Annotated in this window: 16 protein-coding genes; 10 read left to right on the forward strand and 6 right to left on the reverse strand. The window is 67.7% G+C overall.

The window, feature by feature from the left end; genetic code table 11:
* Positions 1–10 precede the first annotated feature (10 nt).
* The 4 genes from ACIBK0_RS17675 to ACIBK0_RS17690 form a co-directional block, all read right to left on the reverse strand.
* Positions 11–832, reverse strand: coding sequence for a carbohydrate ABC transporter permease (locus tag ACIBK0_RS17675; RefSeq protein WP_399080562.1), 822 nt, complete (start codon positions 830–832; stop codon positions 11–13).
* A complete protein-coding gene (locus tag ACIBK0_RS17680) occupies positions 829–1794 on the reverse strand; it encodes a carbohydrate ABC transporter permease (protein WP_399080564.1) in 966 nt (321 codons plus the stop codon). The genes ACIBK0_RS17675 and ACIBK0_RS17680 overlap by 4 nt, the downstream gene beginning before the upstream one ends.
* Positions 1791–3083 (reverse strand): ABC transporter substrate-binding protein, encoded by a 1293-nt coding sequence (locus ACIBK0_RS17685; RefSeq protein ID WP_399080566.1) that lies wholly within the window; start codon positions 3081–3083, stop codon positions 1791–1793. The genes ACIBK0_RS17680 and ACIBK0_RS17685 overlap by 4 nt, the downstream gene beginning before the upstream one ends.
* Positions 3084–3456: 373 nt before the next feature.
* On the reverse strand, positions 3457–4998 hold the full coding sequence (locus tag ACIBK0_RS17690) for an MFS transporter (protein ID WP_399080568.1): 1542 nt from the start codon (positions 4996–4998) through the stop codon (positions 3457–3459).
* Between the two features lie 119 nt (positions 4999–5117).
* Between ACIBK0_RS17690 and ACIBK0_RS17695 the strand changes: the two genes are divergently transcribed.
* The 10 genes from ACIBK0_RS17695 to ACIBK0_RS17740 all read left to right on the forward strand — a co-directional run bounded on the left by ACIBK0_RS17695 (position 5118) and on the right by ACIBK0_RS17740 (position 16081).
* Positions 5118–6110: a LysR family transcriptional regulator gene (locus ACIBK0_RS17695; protein WP_399080570.1), complete on the forward strand. Its 993-nt coding sequence runs from the start codon at positions 5118–5120 to the stop codon at positions 6108–6110.
* Positions 6111–6544: 434 nt separating this feature from the next.
* Positions 6545–7483, forward strand: a complete 939-nt coding sequence (locus ACIBK0_RS17700; protein WP_399080572.1) for a hypothetical protein — start codon at positions 6545–6547, stop codon at positions 7481–7483.
* Positions 7483–9693 (forward strand): glycosyltransferase, encoded by a 2211-nt coding sequence (locus ACIBK0_RS17705; RefSeq protein ID WP_399080574.1) that lies wholly within the window; start codon positions 7483–7485, stop codon positions 9691–9693. The genes ACIBK0_RS17700 and ACIBK0_RS17705 overlap by 1 nt, the downstream gene beginning before the upstream one ends.
* Complete coding sequence (locus ACIBK0_RS17710) at positions 9690–10976, forward strand: acyltransferase (RefSeq protein ID WP_399080576.1); 1287 nt, start codon at positions 9690–9692, stop codon at positions 10974–10976. The genes ACIBK0_RS17705 and ACIBK0_RS17710 overlap by 4 nt, the downstream gene beginning before the upstream one ends.
* Positions 10977–11179: 203 nt before the next feature.
* Complete coding sequence (locus tag ACIBK0_RS17715) at positions 11180–11836, forward strand: hypothetical protein (RefSeq protein WP_399080578.1); 657 nt, start codon at positions 11180–11182, stop codon at positions 11834–11836.
* Complete coding sequence (locus ACIBK0_RS17720; RefSeq protein WP_399080580.1) at positions 11824–12867, forward strand: hypothetical protein; 1044 nt, start codon at positions 11824–11826, stop codon at positions 12865–12867. Before ACIBK0_RS17715 ends, ACIBK0_RS17720 begins: the two co-directional genes overlap by 13 nt.
* 128 nt (positions 12868–12995) lie before the next feature.
* Entirely contained in the window at positions 12996–13319 is a 324-nt protein-coding gene (locus ACIBK0_RS17725) for a hypothetical protein (protein ID WP_399080582.1), read from the forward strand.
* Entirely contained in the window at positions 13316–14656 is a 1341-nt protein-coding gene (locus tag ACIBK0_RS17730) for a hypothetical protein (RefSeq protein WP_399080584.1), read from the forward strand. The genes ACIBK0_RS17725 and ACIBK0_RS17730 overlap by 4 nt, the downstream gene beginning before the upstream one ends.
* 91 nt (positions 14657–14747) lie before the next feature.
* Positions 14748–15371 (forward strand): hypothetical protein, encoded by a 624-nt coding sequence (locus ACIBK0_RS17735; protein WP_399080586.1) that lies wholly within the window; start codon positions 14748–14750, stop codon positions 15369–15371.
* A gap of 20 nt (positions 15372–15391) precedes the next feature.
* The gene (locus ACIBK0_RS17740; protein WP_399080588.1) at positions 15392–16081 is read left to right on the forward strand and encodes a hypothetical protein; all 690 of its coding nucleotides are present in this window, start codon (positions 15392–15394) and stop codon (positions 16079–16081) included.
* Positions 16082–16372: 291 nt separating this feature from the next.
* Here ACIBK0_RS17740 and ACIBK0_RS17745 read toward each other — a convergent pair whose 3' ends face one another.
* Positions 16373–16567, reverse strand: a complete 195-nt coding sequence (locus ACIBK0_RS17745; protein ID WP_399080590.1) for a DUF397 domain-containing protein — start codon at positions 16565–16567, stop codon at positions 16373–16375.
* 12 nt (positions 16568–16579) lie between these two features.
* A complete protein-coding gene (locus ACIBK0_RS17750) occupies positions 16580–17434 on the reverse strand; it encodes a helix-turn-helix domain-containing protein (RefSeq protein ID WP_399080592.1) in 855 nt (284 codons plus the stop codon).
* Positions 17435–17585 lie beyond the last annotated feature (151 nt).

Raw genomic sequence — 17585 nt, forward strand, 5'->3', positions numbered from 1 at the left:
CCCGCACCCCTTACTTGACCGCGCCCACGGCGATGCCGCGGGTGAGGGTCCGCTGGAAGACGAGGAAGAAGACGATGGCGGGGAGGACGCCCAGCAGGGCGGCCGCGTTCGTCATCGTGGCGTCCATCAGGCGCTGGCCCTGGAGGACGCCGAGCGCCACCGACACCGTCTGGTTGTCGTTGGAGATCAGCATGACCAGGGGCAGCAGGAATTCGTTCCAGGTCCAGATGAAGAAGAAGACGAGCAGCACGCCGATGGTGGGGCGGCTGACCGGGACCACGATCCGCCACAGCACCTGCCACTTGTTCGCCCCGTCGATCCGGGCGGCCTCGATGATCTCGCGCGGGAACTGCCCGAGGACGGCGGAGAGCAGATACGTACCGAAGGCCGCCTGGACGACCGTGAATACGATGATCACGCTGAGCCTGGTGTCGTAGAGGCCCGCCTGCTTGCTCAGGTAGTAGAGCGGATAGACCAGCGCCTCCTGCGGCAGCATGTTCGCCAGCACGAAGAAGGCGAGGACCCAGGTGCGGCCCTTGATCCGGCCGACGCCGATCGCGTACGCGTTGAGGACGGACAGGACGGCAGCTCCGATCGCCACGGAGCCCGATATCAGTACCGAGTTGACGAGCTTCTGCCCGAAGTCGACGCGTTCCCAGAAGTCCTTGATGCCGTCGACGTAGAAGCCCTCGGGCAGGCTGAGCGGCCCGTGCTCCGAGTACTCGGCGGGGGACTTGATCGCGTTGATCGCGACGATGAGGAACGGCAGCACCATGAACAGGGCCGCGATGACGAGCGCGACGAGCACCGGATAACGGCGTAGGGCGGTCATGCGCGGATCCCTTCCTCGGCGTCCTCGGCGCGGGTCTGGAGCTTGAGGCCGATCAGGGCCAGGGCGAGGATGATCACCGTCAGCACGGTGGAGATCGCGGCGCCGTAGCCGACCTGGGTCTTCTCGAAGAAGGTGGTGAAGGAGAAGTACGAGGGCACGTCCGTGGCGCCGCCGGGGCCGCCCTTCGTGAGCACGTACACCGCTCCGAACACCTTGAGCGCGGCGATCGTGCACCACAGCAGCACGACGTAGACCTCGGGCCTGATCTGCGGCAGCGTGATGTGCCAGAAGCGGCGCCACCAGCCCGCGCCGTCCAGCTCGGCGGCCTCGTACAGCTGCGGGTCGACGCGCTGCAGTCCCGCCATGAAGACGACCAGGGGGAAGCCGATCTGCACCCACACCATCACCCCCATGACGCTGTAGAGGGCGATGTCGGGGTCGCCGAGCCAGTCCTGCTGCCAGGAGCCCAGGCCGACCGCCTTCAGCAGCTCGTTCAGGGAGCCGTTGTCGGGCGCGAGGATCCAGCTCCACACGATGCCTGCGACGGCGATGGGCAGGACTTGGGGAAGGTAGAAGCAGGCGCGGAGGACCGCGGCCGTCTTCGACCCGAAGTGCTTGCCGACGAAGTCGAAGAGGGAGGCGGCGAGAACGAGTCCGATGACGGTCGGTACCGCGGCCATGGCGACGACCATGAACAGGCTGTGCCGGAAGGACGCCCAGAACTCGGAATCGTCCATCAGCTCACGGTAGTTGGCGAGCCCCGACCATTTCGGGGAGCCGACGCCCTGCCAGTCGGTGAAGCTGACGCCCGTGTTCATCAGGAACGGGACGACGACGACCGCGAGGAAGGCCAGGAAGCCGGGGAGCAGGAAGAGGGCGTAGGAGTTGCGGGGGCGGCGCGGGTGCTTCGCTTCGTGCTGCTTGTGGATCACCCGGCCGCCCCGCTCGACGGTGACCGTCATGCCTTCGGTACGCCCTTGTCGTACGCCTTCTGCAACGCGCTCAGATAGGCGTCCGGTTTCTCGCTCCCCGTGATCAGCTTCTGGGTCTCGGAGACGAGGACGTCGTAGAAGCCGGCGACGGGCCAATCGGGATAGAAGGCCAATCCGTCCTTGCCGGAGAGGGTGTTGAAGTTGGAGATGAGGGACTTGGCCCGCGGATCGGTGATGGCGGCGGGGTCGGCGGCCACGGGAACGCCGCCCTTGTCGCCCAGCAGATTCTGGATCTTCTTCGACATGGTGATGTCGATGAAGTCGTAGGCGAGCTCCTTGTTCTTGGCGTTCTTGGGTACGACCCAGAGGTTTCCGCCGGAGCCGAGCGTGAGGTTGCTGCCCGGCCAGAGGAAGGTGCCCCAGTCGAACTTGTTCTCCGTCTGGAAGCGGCCGTACCACCAGCTGCCGCTGAACAGGATCGGACTCTTGCCCTGGATGAAGGAGACGCCCGCCTCCTCGGCCTTGGTGCCGGTGGACTTCTTGCTGATGTAGCCCTTCTTCACCCAGTCGGCGAAGGTCTCGGCGGCGTACGTCCAGGCGGCGTCGTGGAAGTCGGTCTTTCCCTTGTAGAGCTCGTACTTGTCGACCCAGGAGCGGTCGGCCTTCGACAGCGCCAGCTGGTAGAGGTACTGCTGGGCCATGTACTCGGCGCCGGCGTTCGCGAGCGGGGTGATGCCCTTCGCGACGAACTTGTCCATGGCGGCGGTGAGTTCGTCGAGGGTGGTGGGCTCCGCGATGCCGTACTTCTTGAAGAGGTCCTTGTTGTAGAACACCATCGTGTACTCGGCGTAGTTGGGCACGCCGTACCACTTGCCGGAGCCCATGACCCCGTTGGCGTCGTACTGGCTGATCGTCCGTACGCCGCCGCTGATCTTCTTGTCCCAGCCGCGCTTGGTGGCCTCGGCGGTCAGATCGGTGAGCAGGCCCTGCTTGGAGAGTGCGCCCGCGGTCGCGTTGCCCTTGTTGTACTCCATGATGTCGGGCGCGTCGTTGGAGTTGAGGACCATCGGGGCGGTCTTCTGGATCTGTTCGAAGCCCTTCTCCTCGAACTTCACCTGCACGCCCGGATGCTTCGCCTCGAACTCCTTGATGGCCTCCTTCCAGGCCACGCCCATCGCGCTGTCGGGTCCCTCGTAGTGCCACAGCTTCAACGTCTTGCCGTCGGATCCGCCGCTGTCCGAGCCGCCGCAGGAGGCCAGCAGCAGCGTCCCCACCAGGGCCACCGCCGTCGCCGCCGCACGCCTTCGTGTCGTCAACATCCACTGCCTCCAGGGGAGTTGGATGGGTTTCAGGGCCGTCACGCAGCGCTCATCGAATCGTTTCGATGCGTGACGTCGAAGCGCTTCGACGGGGAAGGTATGTGGGGGCTGTGGACGCGTCAATGGGGTGCGCGGGAATTGGGGCGGGGGTTCGGCGGGTCGGACAGCGGAGGCCGGCCTTCGCTCGCCCCGTAAGGGGCGTGGGGAACTGCGCGACAAGCCTCCACAAACCCGCATCCAAGGAACAACCCAGGGGGGTATGGGGGCGCAGCCCCCAGGTACGGGACGGGAAGGGGCGGAGGGGGCGAAACACCTGGTCTCTGCATGAACGGGCCGACTCCGGTATGCCCACGCCGCGCTCGGGCGTCCGCGCTCAGCGTCGTACCGGACGGCGAGCGGCGTGGCGTACCGCATGCCGTGCGGCGCTCACCGTCGCGATCGCCAGCGCCAGCGCCGCCGCAGTGACCGGAACCCCGTACCCCGCCGTCGACGACACGTGCTCCACCACCCACCCGCCGACCGCCGATCCGCAGGCGATCCCGCCGAGGAGGCCGGTCACCGCGAGGGTCATGCCCTCGTTCAAGCGGCCCTCGGGGGTGCGGTGCTGGACCAGGGTCATGCCGGTGACCATCGTCGGGGCGGTGGCCGTCCCGGCGACGAGCAGGGCGCCCGCGAGGACCAGGAGGGAGCCCGTCAGGGAGGCCGCGAGCAGCGGCAGGGTCATCATCGCCGTCATGGCGGCGACGCACAGGGGGTAGCGCCGTTCGGCCGGCCCGGCCGGCTTCAGGGCGCCGTACAGCAGCCCGGCCGCGCACGATCCCGCCGCCTGCAGCGCGAGGACCGCGCCCGCGGCCGACTTGTGGCCCTGCGCGTCCGCGAACGCGATCGTGACGACCTCCATCGAGCCGAAGACCGTGCCGATGGCGAGGAATCCGAGGAGGAGAGCGGGCATTCCGGCGGCCCGGACGGGGGACTTGGTGGCTCTCGGACGCCGCTGGGGCGGCGGCTGCGTCGATCGCTGGGCGGCGAAGATCAGTACACCGGTCATCATCAGGACGCCTCCGACCAGCGTGCCCGCCTCCGGGAAGAACGTCCCGCACAGGAAGGCCGCGAACACCGGGCCCAGCATGAAACACAGCTCGTCCGCGGCCTGTTCGAAGGAGTTCGCGGTGTGCAGCGCGGCCGGGTCGCCCTTGAAGAGGTGTGCCCAGCGGGCGCGTGACATGCCACCCGTGTTGGGCGTCGTGGCCGTGGCGGCGTACGCGACGAAGAGGGTCCAGTCGGGCGCCCCGTAGTGCACGCACAGCACCAGCGCGATACCGCCGAGCAGAGCGAACGCCGTGGCGGGCACGGCGATACGGGCCTGACCGTGCCGGTCGACCAGACGCGCGGTCCAAGGGGCGACCACCGCCGTCGCCGCCAGCCCGGTCGCGGTGACGGCACCGGCGAGCGCGTACGAGCCCCGCGAACCCGCGATCATGATGACCGCGCTCACGCTGAACATGCCTATGGGGAGCCGCGCGATGAGATTCCCGAGGGTGAAGGCGCGGGCGCCGGGGGTGGCGAAGAGGCGGTGGTACGGGGACGAGGACGTCCGGCGGCTTCGGGCCGGCTGCCGACGCGGGCTGAAGTCGACGGCTACGAGGGTGTCGCCGGTGACGGTGTAGAGGGGCGTGGGTGCCTGCTTCGTGGTCTGGCGCGGTCTGGGGGCGGACTGCTGCTCGGAGGGGTGGCGCGGTGTGGGTCGGGGCTGTGGCTCTGAGGTCTGGTGTGACGCGGGTGTGGGCTGCTGTTCGCAGGTGTGGCCCGGTGTGTGGTGTGGCTTGGAGGTCTGGCGTGGCGCGGGTGGGGGCTGCTGCTCGCAGGTGTGGCCCGGTATGGGTGTGGGGTGTGGCTCGGAGGTCTGTTGCGGCATGGGTGTGGGGTGTGGCTGGGAGGTCTGTTGCGGCATGGATCAACCGTCGCCCGGGGCGGCGTGAGCGGTCCAACACCTACTCCGTAGCGATTGACGCATCTGCGTTGTAAGTTCGCGTGATGCCCGCGTCGCGATCCTTCACCGCTCACCTCGAGCCCCGCCTCCTGCGCGCCTTCCTCGCCGTCGCCGAGGAGCTGCACTTCACGCGTGCCGCCGCCCGGCTGTACGTCGCCCAGCAGGCCCTGAGCCGTGACATCCGGCGGTTGGAGCGCGAGCTCGGGGCGGAGCTGTTCGTGCGGACCACCCGGCAGGTGACGCTGACCGCTGACGGCGAGCGGCTGCTGCCGTACGCGCGACGTGTGCTGGACGCGCAGGACGCGCTGCTCGCCGCGTTCGCGCGCGGCCCGCAGGAACAGCGGCCCCTGCTCGTCGACGTCAACTCTCCGGGGCTCACCTCCAGCCGCGTCCTCGACCGGGCCCGCGAACTCGCCCCCGGCAGTGAGCTGATGGCCCGCTTCGAGAGCGGGTTGACGGGCGCGGCGGGGGAGCTGCTCGCCGGTCGGCTGGACGCGTCGTTCGGGCGGTTCGGCGGACTCGACCCGGTGGTGCGGGCCCGGCTGGAGCAGCAGCCCGTACGGTACGAGCCGATGGCCGTCGTACTGCCCGAGGAGCATCACCTCGCCGCCCTGGACGCGGTGCCGTTGGACGCGCTCGCGGGGGAGACCGTGTACGCGGGTGCGGGAAACCCCCGGACGCTGGAGTGGACCGACCTGGCGCGTCACCTGTTCGAGGGGCGCGGCATCGAGCTCGCGCCCCCCGCGCCGGTGGCCGTCGGCGCCGAGGAGTTCCAGCGGATCATGGCCAAGAAACGGAACCCCGTCCTCGCCGTGATGGACTTTCCGGCCATGCCCGAAACGGTACTGCGACCCCTGGTCGACCCCGTCCCCCTGTCACCCGTGTCACTGGTGTGGCGGAAGGGGCTGATGCATCCAGGGTTCGACGCCCTTCGACGAGCGGCCGTCGAACTCGCGGACGAGGAAGGATGGCTCCAGCGCCCTGTAGGGGGATGGATTCCGGCCACCGATGCACTCGTCATGATGAGTCACAGCTGAGACGCGAGCGCACAGGTCCTCCATGTGCGCTACATTCTTCGTCCGGGCGCAGTGTGATAAGGGGGGCGCTCGGATCGGGTGGGGGCCCGGTCCGGACGACAGATGAGTACTGCCCGGCGTCGTCGCGCACCCGAGAACTGTCCCGTGGGGGGATGCGCGTGCGCGTGGAAAAGTGGCGGAATAACGCCCAACCGGATCGACGTGATGTCGATCAGCCGGAGGGCCGCCGAGCCGATCCGTCACCTTGGCAAGGAGCCGACGCATCGGACGTTCGGCGAGTAGCCGACGACTCGGTCTTTCGGCCAGGAGCCGATGAAGCAGCGGTTCGGCGAGGGGCCGACGACGCTGTTGTCTGGCCGGAGGCCGGCGGTAGAACGGCGTCCTGGCCGCGGGCCGGACAGCGCCCCGAGCGTGATCCGGAGCCGGAGACCGAGGTGCTCTCGAACCCGGTTCCGGGCGCGGGCCCTGGCGTCGGCGCGGGGCTCGGTGCCACCGCGGACCGCGCTTCCGGCGCCGCCCTCGGTGCCGAGGACGACCCCTTCTTCGGGCCGGCCGTAGCCTCGGACCCCGAGCGTCGGCGCGGTGGTCACCTCGGCGAACACCCCTCGTGGGAGGACCCGGAGGACCCCGGCCACACCCACGATCCGCACGAGGTGACGGTCCAGCTCGACGGTGCCGGACGCCAGTTGCAGGACTGGCTGGTCCAGCAGGCCAAGGATGCCCCTGGCGCCCCGGGCGCCCAGGAAGGCTCGGACGGGCCGGTCTTCGTCGACGAGTCGGGCCGCCGCAGCCGCAGATTCCGCCGCCTCGGCATCCTCGTCGGCATCGCCTGCGCGGTCTACGCGGTGGTCATCGTCGCCACGCTCCTGTCGGGCAGCTCCAACGCGCCCTGGCTCCCGGTGCCGGGCCAGCAGGACGAACAGCCGGCCGGCCAGGTCGACACGTCGCCGCTGCCCGCCGAGTCGGTGGATCCGTCGGGTACCGGCAGCGCCTCGCCGGGCGCGAGCGCGACCGCGAGTGACAGTACGACACCGTCGCCGGGTGCGAGCCCGACGCCCGACGCCTCGGGCAGCGCGGCCGACCCGGGCACGTCCAGCGATCCCGAGCCCACGAAGTCCGCCACGACCAAGCCGAACCCGGGCTCCAGCACCACCAAGGACCCGAACCCCGGGACGACCGACCCGGTGGTCGACCCCCCGGCCCCCACACCCACGGACACCGGCACGCCTACGGCCGATCCCACGGAGAGCGCGGTCTCCGGCGGTCCCGATACCGGAACTGTCGCGCAGGGCCCCGCCTCGTCCGTCGAGCAGATCCCCCTGGAGCCAGAGCCGAGCACCACCAGCTCCTCGTACCCGGAGAACATCCTCTGATGGCATCCCGCACCAGCCGTCACGGTCCCGCACCCCGTATGCGGCGACCGGAGCCCAACCCCCGGCGCCGACGCCTGCCCATGCGCTTTCTGCTGCCCTCGCTCGTCCTCCTCGCCCTGATGGCGATGCTGATGCTGCGCGGTTACGTGCACAGCGAGATCCTGGCCGACCACCGCATCCAGCCCGAGGCGTCCACCGACACGGTGCCGGAGAAGATCCTCGAGGGCGGCCCGGTCATCGACACCCGCAGCGGCCGCACGACCAGCATGAGCGTGCCGGACCACCGTCTCGTCCTCACCTTCGACGACGGCCCGGATCCGAAGTGGACGCCGAAGGTCCTGGACGTTCTCAAGGCGCACCACGCGCACGCCGTCTTCTTCGTCACCGGCACCATGGCCTCGCGCTATCCGGAGCTGGTGCACCGCATGGTGGAAGAGGGCCACGAGGTGGGCCTGCACACCTTCAACCACCCGGACCTCTCCTACCAGTCCAAGAAGCGCATCGACTGGGAGCTGTCCCAGAACCAGCTGGCCCTGGCGGGCGCGGCGGGCATCCGTACGTCCCTCTTCCGCCCCCCGTACTCCTCCTTCGCTGACGCCATGGACGACAAGTCCTGGCCGGTGACGCAGTACATCGGTACGCGCGGCTACATCACCGTCGTCAACAACACCGACAGCGAGGACTGGCAGAAGCCCGGCGTCGACGAGATCATCCGCCGGGCCACCCCGCACGGCGGCAAGGGCGCGATCGTCCTGATGCACGACTCCGGCGGCGACCGCCACCAGACGGTGCAGGCGCTCGACAGGTTCCTGCCCGACCTGCAGCGTCAGGGCTACGAGTTCCAGAACCTCACCGAGGCGCTCCACGCCCCCAGCGCGCACACCGAGGTCACCGGCCTCGACCTGTGGAAGGGCAAGGCCTGGGTCCACCTGGTCCAGGCTTCGGAGAAGATCACCGACGCCCTCGTCGTCGGCATCGCCATCATCGGCGTCCTGGTCTTCACCCGCTTCGGCCTGATGCTCCTGCTCTCCGCCGCGCACGCCCGCCGGGTGCGGCGCCGGGACTTCCACTGGGGCCCGTCCCCGATCACCGAACCGGTGTCGGTGCTGGTCCCCGCGTACAACGAGGCGAAGTGCATCGAGAACACCGTCCGTTCCCTGATGGCGAGCGAACACCCCGTCGAGGTCATCGTCATCGACGACGGTTCGAATGACGGCACGGCCCGTATCGTCGAGGGGCTGCGCCTGCCGAACGTACGCGTCGTACGCCAGCACAACGCGGGCAAGCCCGCGGCCCTCAACAGGGGTCTGGCGAACGCCCGTTACGACATCGTCGTGATGATGGACGGCGACACGGTCTTCGAACCGGCGACCGTACGGGAGCTGGTCCAGCCCTTCGCCGACCCTCAGGTGGGCGCCGTCGCCGGCAACGCCAAGGTGGGAAACAGGGATTCGCTGATCGGCGCCTGGCAGCACATCGAGTACGTGATGGGCTTCAACCTGGACCGCCGCATGTACGACATCCTGCGCTGCATGCCGACCATCCCGGGCGCGGTCGGAGCTTTCCGTCGCTCGGCCCTGGAGCGCGTCGGCGGCATGAGCGACGACACGCTCGCCGAGGACACCGACATCACGATGGCCCTGCACCGCGACGGCTGGCGCGTGGTGTACGCGGAGAAGGCCCGGGCCTGGACCGAGGCCCCGGAGTCCGTCCAGCAACTCTGGTCCCAGCGCTACCGCTGGTCCTACGGCACGATGCAGGCGATCTGGAAGCACCGGCGGGCACTTGTCGAACGGGGCCCGTCGGGCCGCTTCGGCCGCGTGGGCCTCCCGTTGGTGTCCCTGTTCATGGTCCTGGCACCGCTGCTGGCACCGTTGATCGACGTGTTCCTCCTGTACGGAGTCGTCTTCGGCCCGACGCAGAAGACGATCGTGGCCTGGCTGGGCGTACTCGCGATCCAGGCAGCGTGTGCGGCGTACGCGTTCCGCCTGGACAGAGAGCGCATGACACACCTGATCTCCCTCCCCCTCCAGCAGATCCTCTACCGGCAGTTGATGTACGTGGTCCTCCTCCAGTCCTGGATCACCGCCCTCACCGGAGGCCGTCTGCGCTGGCAGAAGCTGCGGCGCACCGGTGTGGTGGAGGCACCGGGATCGATCCCGCGGCAGCGGGCGGCACGGAGCGGGAATGATCGGAGGCCGGTGGGATGACGACGCACGGTTACACGACGGGCGCTGGTGCGACACCGATGCCGACACCGCCGCTGGGCGCACCCCGGGCAGCCGTCCCTCGACAGGCCCCGGCACCCGCGCCGAAGAAGCCGGGCCGGGACCGCTACCTGGACCTGCTCCGCTCGATAGCCCTGGTGCGCGTGGTGGTCTACCACCTCTTCGGCTGGGCTTGGCTGACGGTCCTCTTCCCCTCCATGGGCGTGATGTTCGCGCTGGCGGGCTCGTTGATGGCGCGCTCGCTGAGCCGCCCGGCGCTGAGCGTGATCCGCGGCCGGGTCCGTCGACTGCTGCCGCCGCTCTGGGCGTTCAGCGCGGTGGCGCTCACCATGATGTTCGCCGGCGGCTGGAACCTGACCAAGGACCCGGACCACGGCGGTACGTGGGGCCTGGTCGAGATGATCAACTACGTCGTCCCCTTCGGAGCCCCGCCCTTCCCCTGGCACATCGGGGACAAGGCGGGCCTCCTGGAGGACACGTGGGCTGTCCAGGCGGTGGGTCCGCTGTGGTACCTGCGGGCGTACCTCTGGTTCGTGGTGGCGTCACCGCTGCTTCTCTGGGCGTTCCGCCGCATTCCGTGGGCGACGCTGTTCTTCCCGCTCGCGCTGACCGTGATCGTCGGCACGGGGATCGTGACCATCCCCGGGGAGACGGGCAACACGATCACGGACTTCGCCGTGTACGGCGGCTGCTGGGTCCTGGGCTTCGCCCACCACGAGGGCGTACTGGCGAAGGTCCCCCGCTACATCGCCATCTCCTGCTCGACCCTGCTCATGGCCTTCGGCCTGTGGTGGGCGTCGGGCCACCTCGGCCCCGACGGCTGGGACTTGAACGACATCCCGCTCGCCCAGGCGACCTGGTCCTTCGGCTTCGTCGTCATCCTGCTCCAGTACAGCCCGTCCTGGCAGGAGCTCCCGGGCCGCCTGGCGCGTTGGGACAAACTGGTGACGCTCTCCAACAACCGAGCCGTCACGATCTACCTCTGGCACAACATGCTCATCATGGCCACGGTCCCGATCATCGACCAGGTGTACAACTTGCCGTTCATGCAGAGCGACCGCGCGGTGGGAGCGCTGGATACGACCTACATGCTCTGGATGTTCGTCCTGGTCTGGCCCCTGATCGGCCTGACGATCCTCGCCTTCGGCTGGATCGAGGACATCGCGGCGAAGCGGAGCCCTCGGCTGTGGCCGAACGGAGCGAAGGGGGCGAAGGGCTGGGGGCGGGCCGCGTGCACCGCTGGGCCCGGTTCGCACCGGGGGTGACGACTTTGCACCGGCCAACGCCTGTCCTGATTCCGGCGGTTCACGTCACTCGATCGGTGCTTGTGGGGCCCGACTTGGCGAGCTTCCGTACGTCTATGTCGGATTTGTCGATCCCGGTGACGTAATTCGCTCTGGTGTCGCCACACGCGTCACCGATAGCGTGTCGGGGCCCTCTCGAACCCCACGCCGCACAGGAGCCTGCCGTGAACCGCCGTACCCGTCTGCTCACTACAGCCGCCGTCGGTGCAGCGGCTGCACTGCTTTTGACCGCGTGCGGTGGGGGCGGTGGCGGATCGAAGGGGAACGACAAGATCGCGGGGGCGGATACGGGGGGCGAGACTTCGGCGTCGCCGAGCGCTTCGGCCTCCACGTCCGCCGAGCGCCCGAAGATCGAGCTGCCGTCCGACCTCACGTACACCTTCGAGTGGCCGAAGACGGGCGACAAGGACAAGGACGCGGTCCTGAGTGACGGCGAGCAGTTCATCAAGGCCGTGGACATGGCCATCGCTGAGCAGGACCCGCTTCACAAGGCGTACCGCTTCTACTCCGAAGGCACGGCGGCGGCCGGGAGCCAGAAGTTCATCCAGGAGTTCGTGGATTACAAGGACCGCATCACCGGAGCAAAGCGTTACTACAACGCCAATGTGAAGATCAACACTGATGGAACGGCCGGCTTCGTCTACTGCGAAGACCAGAACAAGGCCTACAACAAGAGCCTGAAGACCGGCAAGACCGAGGTGACTCCGAAGTCGAAGGACAACTACGTCCTCTACAACAGCCGACTGCGGGTCAACAAGCAAGGCATCTGGATCACGGAGAAACTGACGTCGCAGCGGGGGAGCAGCGCATGCCAGTCTTGATGAAGTACAGGAACGCCGGAGCAGTCGCCTTCATTGCTTCCACGGCCCTGCTGCTGTGCTCGACCCAGGCGTTCGCAGGATATGGCCATGGCGGTAGCACCAACGGCTCCGATACCAGCGCATCCGGTAAATCCGACGGGACCGGCGGTGTTTCCGCACAGGCCGGTGCCGTTGTCTTCGACCGTTCGAAGAACGGCTCGGGCGAGTCGGCGGGGCCGGTGACGTCCACGTCCACGTGGACCCCGCCCGCGTGCTACTACGCCCCCAAGTACACCCCGGACGAGCTGCAGAAGTACCTGGAGCCGATCTGGAATGCCGAGTCGACCGGATCCCAGTGGGACTTGGAGCAGCGTAAGCACTATGTGACCGACGACTACAAGGACTTCAACAAGGCCAAGACCGGCAAGGGCTACTGGTGGGACTCGTACGTCACCAAGGGCCGCGAGGGTGACCCCGGCGCCCTCGACTGCGACAAGCCCATCTTCTGGGTGGACAAGGGGACGGCCCCGCCCGCGGACATCCCCGAGGCGATCACACCCAAGATGCTCGCGCAGCTCGCGTACGCCGAGATACGCGTCCCGTCGACAAAGGTGGACCTCGCCCCGGCGGGCACCACGAAGGTGAACCTCCCGACGTGGGCGTGGCTGGACACGGCGAAGTTCAAGCCGGTGTCGGTGACCGCCTCGGTTCCCTTGCTCAACGTCTCGGCGACAACCACCGCGGAGCCGGTCGCGCTGAAGATCGAGCCCGGCACGGACGACGCCACGACGTACCCCGCCTCCGGTGTCTGCGAGTTCGACAACGGCCACATCGGCGAGGCCTACGCCAAGGGCAAGTCCGACGAGACCCCGCCCTGCGGCGTGCGCTACCTGCGCTCCTCGGGCGACGGCTCGTACAAGCTCAAGGCCACCATCACGTGGAAGATCCACTGGACCGGCACTGGCGTGAACCGCGAACAGCCCCTGCCGAACGGCACGTTCGGGGCCGAGCAGGACGTCATTGTCCAGGAGATCCAGTCCGTCAACCGCTGACCTTGGTCACGATCCGTGGCTGGTAAGTGCTCCCCTTAAAGAGGGGAGCACTTACCGGGGCGCCACGAAAGATCGCCGATGTCGTTCCTCCCCATGGTGCAGATGAACCGGGAGAGGGGACGGGGCGCATGGCGGAACGGCTGGTCGTGGACGGTGACGAGCTCGCGCATTTCATGAAGATGCTCAGGAAATCGACCGACTCGCTGAAAGGCCTGCGCAGGGCGCTGGAAGACGCGACTGTCACGGGCCTGGGTACCGATGACCTCGACACCGCCTGTGAGGACTTCCAGGAGGACTGGAAGCACGGGACCGACCAGATCGGTGAGCAGACCGAAGATCTCGCCAAGATCATCGGAAAGAGCAGGGACAGCTACCGCGAGGTGGACAAGGCTCTGGAGGAGGCCCTGAAGAAGTCCAGGGCCGGCAAGGGCGAGGGCGGCGCTGCGAAGTGACGTACCCACCCGGTGATTCAGGAGCGGCCCTCGACCCGCAGTCCCGAGCCGACCGTGACAAACCACAAGGCCTCAAGTCCGCCCCGCGCATTCCGAACCCCGACTACCCACACCTCGGCTTCAACCCGGTACCGGGCAGCACCGAGACCGTAACCGGCCTGCGTAAGAAGCTCACGGGATGCGCCAAGGTCCTGGACGAGACGCATGGCCTCGTCACCAAGCTCATGGACGGCAGCTACTGGAAGGGCGACGCGGCCGTCGCCTTCCGCGAGCAGCTCGACGGTGGCCCGCTGCCTCTGAACCTGAAGAACGCCGCGCACTCCATCCGCAAGGCAGCCAAGCAACTCGACCGCTGGGAAGGCGAGCTCGACGACTTCCAACGTCGAGCGAAGCGCCTGGAAGCGGACGCGAAGGACGCTCAGGCCGCCGTGGCCCGGGCGAAGGGGCACGCCACCAAGGCCGGCAACAGCCCTGACCTGGACAAGAAGGGCGCCACCCAGGATGAGGCCCGCAAGGCCCTGACCAGGGCGAATACGGCCGTGGACGACGCCGAGGACGCACTCGAGAAGATCCGGAGCAAGGCCCGCAAGCTAGCCGACGAACACGAGCTTCAAGCCCAGCACCGGGCACACAAGATCCGCGACGCCACAAAGAAACTGGCACCGCACGAACCGGGCTGTTTCGACTCGGCACTCGACTGGCTCGACGAGAACCTGCCGGACATCCTCAGCGCCGCGGCGGCCGTGATCGGGCTTGTGGCGCTGTTCGTCGTATCGGGCGGGACGGCTGCTGCTGTGTTGCTGCTTGCCTCTGCGGCGTTGAGCGCGACGTCGCTGACTGTGCGGATGAGTCGAGACCCCACCGTATGGGCGTCACTGAAGGACGGCCTCACCAAGGGTGAGTTCGACACGGATTTTTGGAGCAATCTGGTCACAGTGGGGGGCGACGCCCTTGGCATGGTGCCCGGCATCGGAGCAGTGGGCAAAGGCGCTGCGGCTGCCGTACGGGCCACTGGCGAGGCGGGGGAGGCCCTCACGATGGGCCAACGAGTGGTGCGATTCGGAAGCAGCACTATGGATCATGCGAAGGCTATCGCCGAGTTGGACAATGCCCTACTCGGCTTTACGGTTCGCGGTGCCCGCGCGGCCCAGGTCACCAAAGCGATTGAAGTCACCTCAGCCTCGGTCGGAGTGGCCACCGCAGGCTTCGGTCTGGTCATCACCGCCGTAGACACGGACGACGACGGGATCAAGGACGGATCCGTGGCGGGTATCGACGGAATACGGCTCGGCCTTGACGTCGGAGGGCTCTTCGATGTCGCTCGTCATGTCTTCTGAGCCCCGACCAGAGAGAGCTCACCGCATGCACCCCACCGAATTCCCCACCGCTTGGGACCATCCTCCGACCAGGCGGGCGTGGATCCAGCACATGATCACGATTGCAGTGCGGCTGGTGGGCTGGATCGCCGTCTGGATCGGCTTGCTGGACGTATGGGTGGTGTTCCTGTCCCCGGGCTTCACCCCGATCTTCGTCCCCTTGCTTGGCTATGCAACCTTCCGTGCCGTACTCCAGCTCCCGTACTTCCGTTCCTCCATCTACATCCAGCGTGTCCTCTGGCAGTACCCCTGGCAGCTCCTCACCGGCGTCCCACGCGGCCGAAACAAGCACCCCCAGGTCGAGCAGGACGAGATGTGGTTCGAATTCCCCAATCCGGAGAACCCCGAGGAACAGATCCCCCTGCTCTTCCTCGCGAACATGCGCACCTTCTGGTGGATGCGGCGCTTCGGCACTCCACGCACCAAGCCGGAGCTGAAAGCCCAGATTGAGCCGCTCTGGTTCGCCGGCGACCCCCGCTTCATTGCGGTCGTCGCCGCCACCGGCCGCCATGGCAGCGCCCCTAGGCGACTGCATCTCCTCTACCAGCGCACGGCCACGGGCCGCCGGGGTATCGAACCGGCCGGCTGGAGCGCGAGTCCTGCCGCCCTCGAACGCGCACGCCGCGCCGGAGCCCACGTTCCCGACTCGGCGCCTCCGCAGCCGCGCCCGTACTGACTTGCACCAGACAGGACTCCATGACCACGGCTCTCCACTTCGCTGTCGCCGACTCTGCCAAGGACCCAGAGGCCGAGATCTGGTTCGCCGAGCCCACAGGCTTCACCGCGCTCCCGATGGAATCTCTGCTCGCTCCGCCCGGCTCTTCGGCCGCCGACGAACTACGCATCGCCTTGGCCCCGTTGACGGACGTCGCGCCGGACGAGGCGATGCGCCAGCAGTTCGTCGCGCAACTCGCGGCAGGTCGGCAACTGCTCGGGGCGCTGTGCGAGGTCGGCACCGCCCACTGTTCGATCGGCCTGCACCGCGACGACGTAGACGACACTGGCAGTGGTGGGAGCCAACCGCTGCTCTCCCTCTTCACGCTCTCTTGGCGAGACACGACGGTGGCCGCACGTGCAGTCATTGCTGCCCGCGCCGTGACGGGCGCCGAGGGGCACACCCGCATCGAGTACGCAGAACTGCCGTGCGGCCCAGCCACGTTCAGCGAGACGCTACGTACCCCCGTGGCCGACAGGGGGCTTCCGCAAATGCCACTTCTTCAGATCCACGCCCACCTGCCGAACCCAGACTGCAGGCGTCTCGTCGTCCTCACGCTGAGTACGACGGCTGTGGCCCGACGCGAGCAGTACCGCGCGATCCTCCAGCAGATCGCCGAAACAGTCAGCTTCGACCATCCACTGGAACCCGGCACAAGCGAGGCGCGTTGACCGTGGAAACCGAGAAATAAGGCTTTACCGGCGGAGACGGCGGTGCGAAGCGACAGCGCGGCCTGACGCGTCTCATCCTGGTGGGCCTCATCCTCGGGCTTTTGGCCGTCCCTCCCCTTGACAGGGCCTGGGCGGTGGGAGCCGTTGTCTGCGTCGTCACCTTTGAACTTCTAGCTGACGCCATACCGCGGCTGCCCGTCTGCAATTGGCAACTTTCGGCCACAGGGAGCACGGCGACACCCGCCGTACCTGGTACTGGGGGATGACCGGCTGGCCCAAAGTTGCCAACTGTCAGGCGTTGTGCGTGGACGGGGGCGCCTTCAGGGTTCCTATCAAGTCGCGTAGGCGGGCCCGGGTTGTAGTGAGGATGACGTGCGGCTCGTCGCTCTCGCGGAGGTGGACGGTTCCGGTGGCCGTGGCGGCTACATAGACGCAGTTCGAGCTGTCCCCGCTGTATGTGGACTTCTGCCAGTGGATGGTCTGCACGGTTGGTCTCTTTCAGATGTCCCGGATGAGGCGTTGGATGAAGTCGCGTGACTCGGCGGGACTGAGCGCACACGGCTCCAAGAGATCCAACACGGAACGGTACTTGCTCAACTGTGCCTCTGCGTCGAGGAATCCGCAGCCGCCGTGGTGTGTGTCCAGCTGGACGGTGTCGAGCTGCGGGACGGGACCCTCAACGTAGTCGAAGGATTGGCCCGTGCTGGGGAAGTGGTCGGCGCCGAAGGGAATCACCCTGACGGTGACATGGGCCAGTTCGCTCATCTCAATGAGGTGCTGGAGCTGAGCGCGGGCGACGGCCGGACCGCCGAAGCCCATACGGAGCGCCGCCTCATGGATGGTCGCCGTGTACGGAGGTGGGTTCTCCCGGTGCAGGACGCCCTGCCGCTTGATGCGATGCGCGAGGCGGTGCTCCATCTCGTACTGCTGCATGGGCGGCGCCACTTGCTTAAAGAGGGCACGTGCGTGGTCCGTGATCTGCAACAGGGCGGGGATGTGGACGATGAGTGCCACCCGTAGGCCGACGGCATGGTGCTCCAGTTCGGCAAGGTCGATCAACGTGGCCGGTAGGTGCTCCCGGTACTCGTCCCACCACCCGCGCTGCCGCCCACCGGTCATCGCAGCCAGTGCGTCGACGAATGCCGGGTCGGCGCAGCCGTAGCTGCTGGCAAAGGTACGGACGCGGTCGGCGCCGACGGCGTAGCGGCCCGACTCGATGTTGCTGATCTGAGCCTGCTTCAGGCCGAGCAGTTGCGCGGCAGCGGTGGACGTCAGTCCCGCGCGCTCGCGGAGCTTGCGCAGTTCGGTGCCCAGGCGCTGCTGGCGCAGTGTGGGGGCGGTACTGGGCGGCACTGAAGCCTCTCTCGTCATGACGTGTTCTCTCGTGTCACCCACAAGAGGGAAATGTAAAGTCTTCCATTCAATCGATGCCAAATATTACATCGATTCCCTTATGCTCGGCCTCGCGTCGCCCAACTCCCCGCCGCCCCTGAGCCGGAAGCGC

The sequence above is a fragment of the Streptomyces sp. NPDC050564 genome (assembly GCF_044457265.1).
Lineage (GTDB): Bacteria > Actinomycetota > Actinomycetes > Streptomycetales > Streptomycetaceae > Streptomyces.

What these genes read in the sequence shown, in the direction of transcription:
- ACIBK0_RS17675 (WP_399080562.1), bottom strand. Translation starts at nt 832, where the DNA reads ATGACCGCCCTACGCCGTTATCCGGTGCTCGTCGCGCTCGTCATCGCG.
- ACIBK0_RS17680 (WP_399080564.1), bottom strand. Translation starts at nt 1,794, where the DNA reads ATGACGGTCACCGTCGAGCGGGGCGGCCGGGTGATCCACAAGCAGCAC.
- ACIBK0_RS17685 (WP_399080566.1), bottom strand. Translation starts at nt 3,083, where the DNA reads ATGTTGACGACACGAAGGCGTGCGGCGGCGACGGCGGTGGCCCTGGTG.
- ACIBK0_RS17690 (WP_399080568.1), bottom strand. Translation starts at nt 4,998, where the DNA reads ATGCCGCAACAGACCTCCGAGCCACACCCCACACCCATACCGGGCCAC.
- ACIBK0_RS17695 (WP_399080570.1), top strand. Translation starts at nt 5,118, where the DNA reads ATGCCCGCGTCGCGATCCTTCACCGCTCACCTCGAGCCCCGCCTCCTG.
- ACIBK0_RS17705 (WP_399080574.1), top strand. Translation starts at nt 7,483, where the DNA reads ATGGCATCCCGCACCAGCCGTCACGGTCCCGCACCCCGTATGCGGCGA.
- ACIBK0_RS17710 (WP_399080576.1), top strand. Translation starts at nt 9,690, where the DNA reads ATGACGACGCACGGTTACACGACGGGCGCTGGTGCGACACCGATGCCG.
- ACIBK0_RS17720 (WP_399080580.1), top strand. Translation starts at nt 11,824, where the DNA reads ATGCCAGTCTTGATGAAGTACAGGAACGCCGGAGCAGTCGCCTTCATT.
- ACIBK0_RS17725 (WP_399080582.1), top strand. Translation starts at nt 12,996, where the DNA reads ATGGCGGAACGGCTGGTCGTGGACGGTGACGAGCTCGCGCATTTCATG.
- ACIBK0_RS17735 (WP_399080586.1), top strand. Translation starts at nt 14,748, where the DNA reads ATGATCACGATTGCAGTGCGGCTGGTGGGCTGGATCGCCGTCTGGATC.
- ACIBK0_RS17740 (WP_399080588.1), top strand. Translation starts at nt 15,392, where the DNA reads ATGACCACGGCTCTCCACTTCGCTGTCGCCGACTCTGCCAAGGACCCA.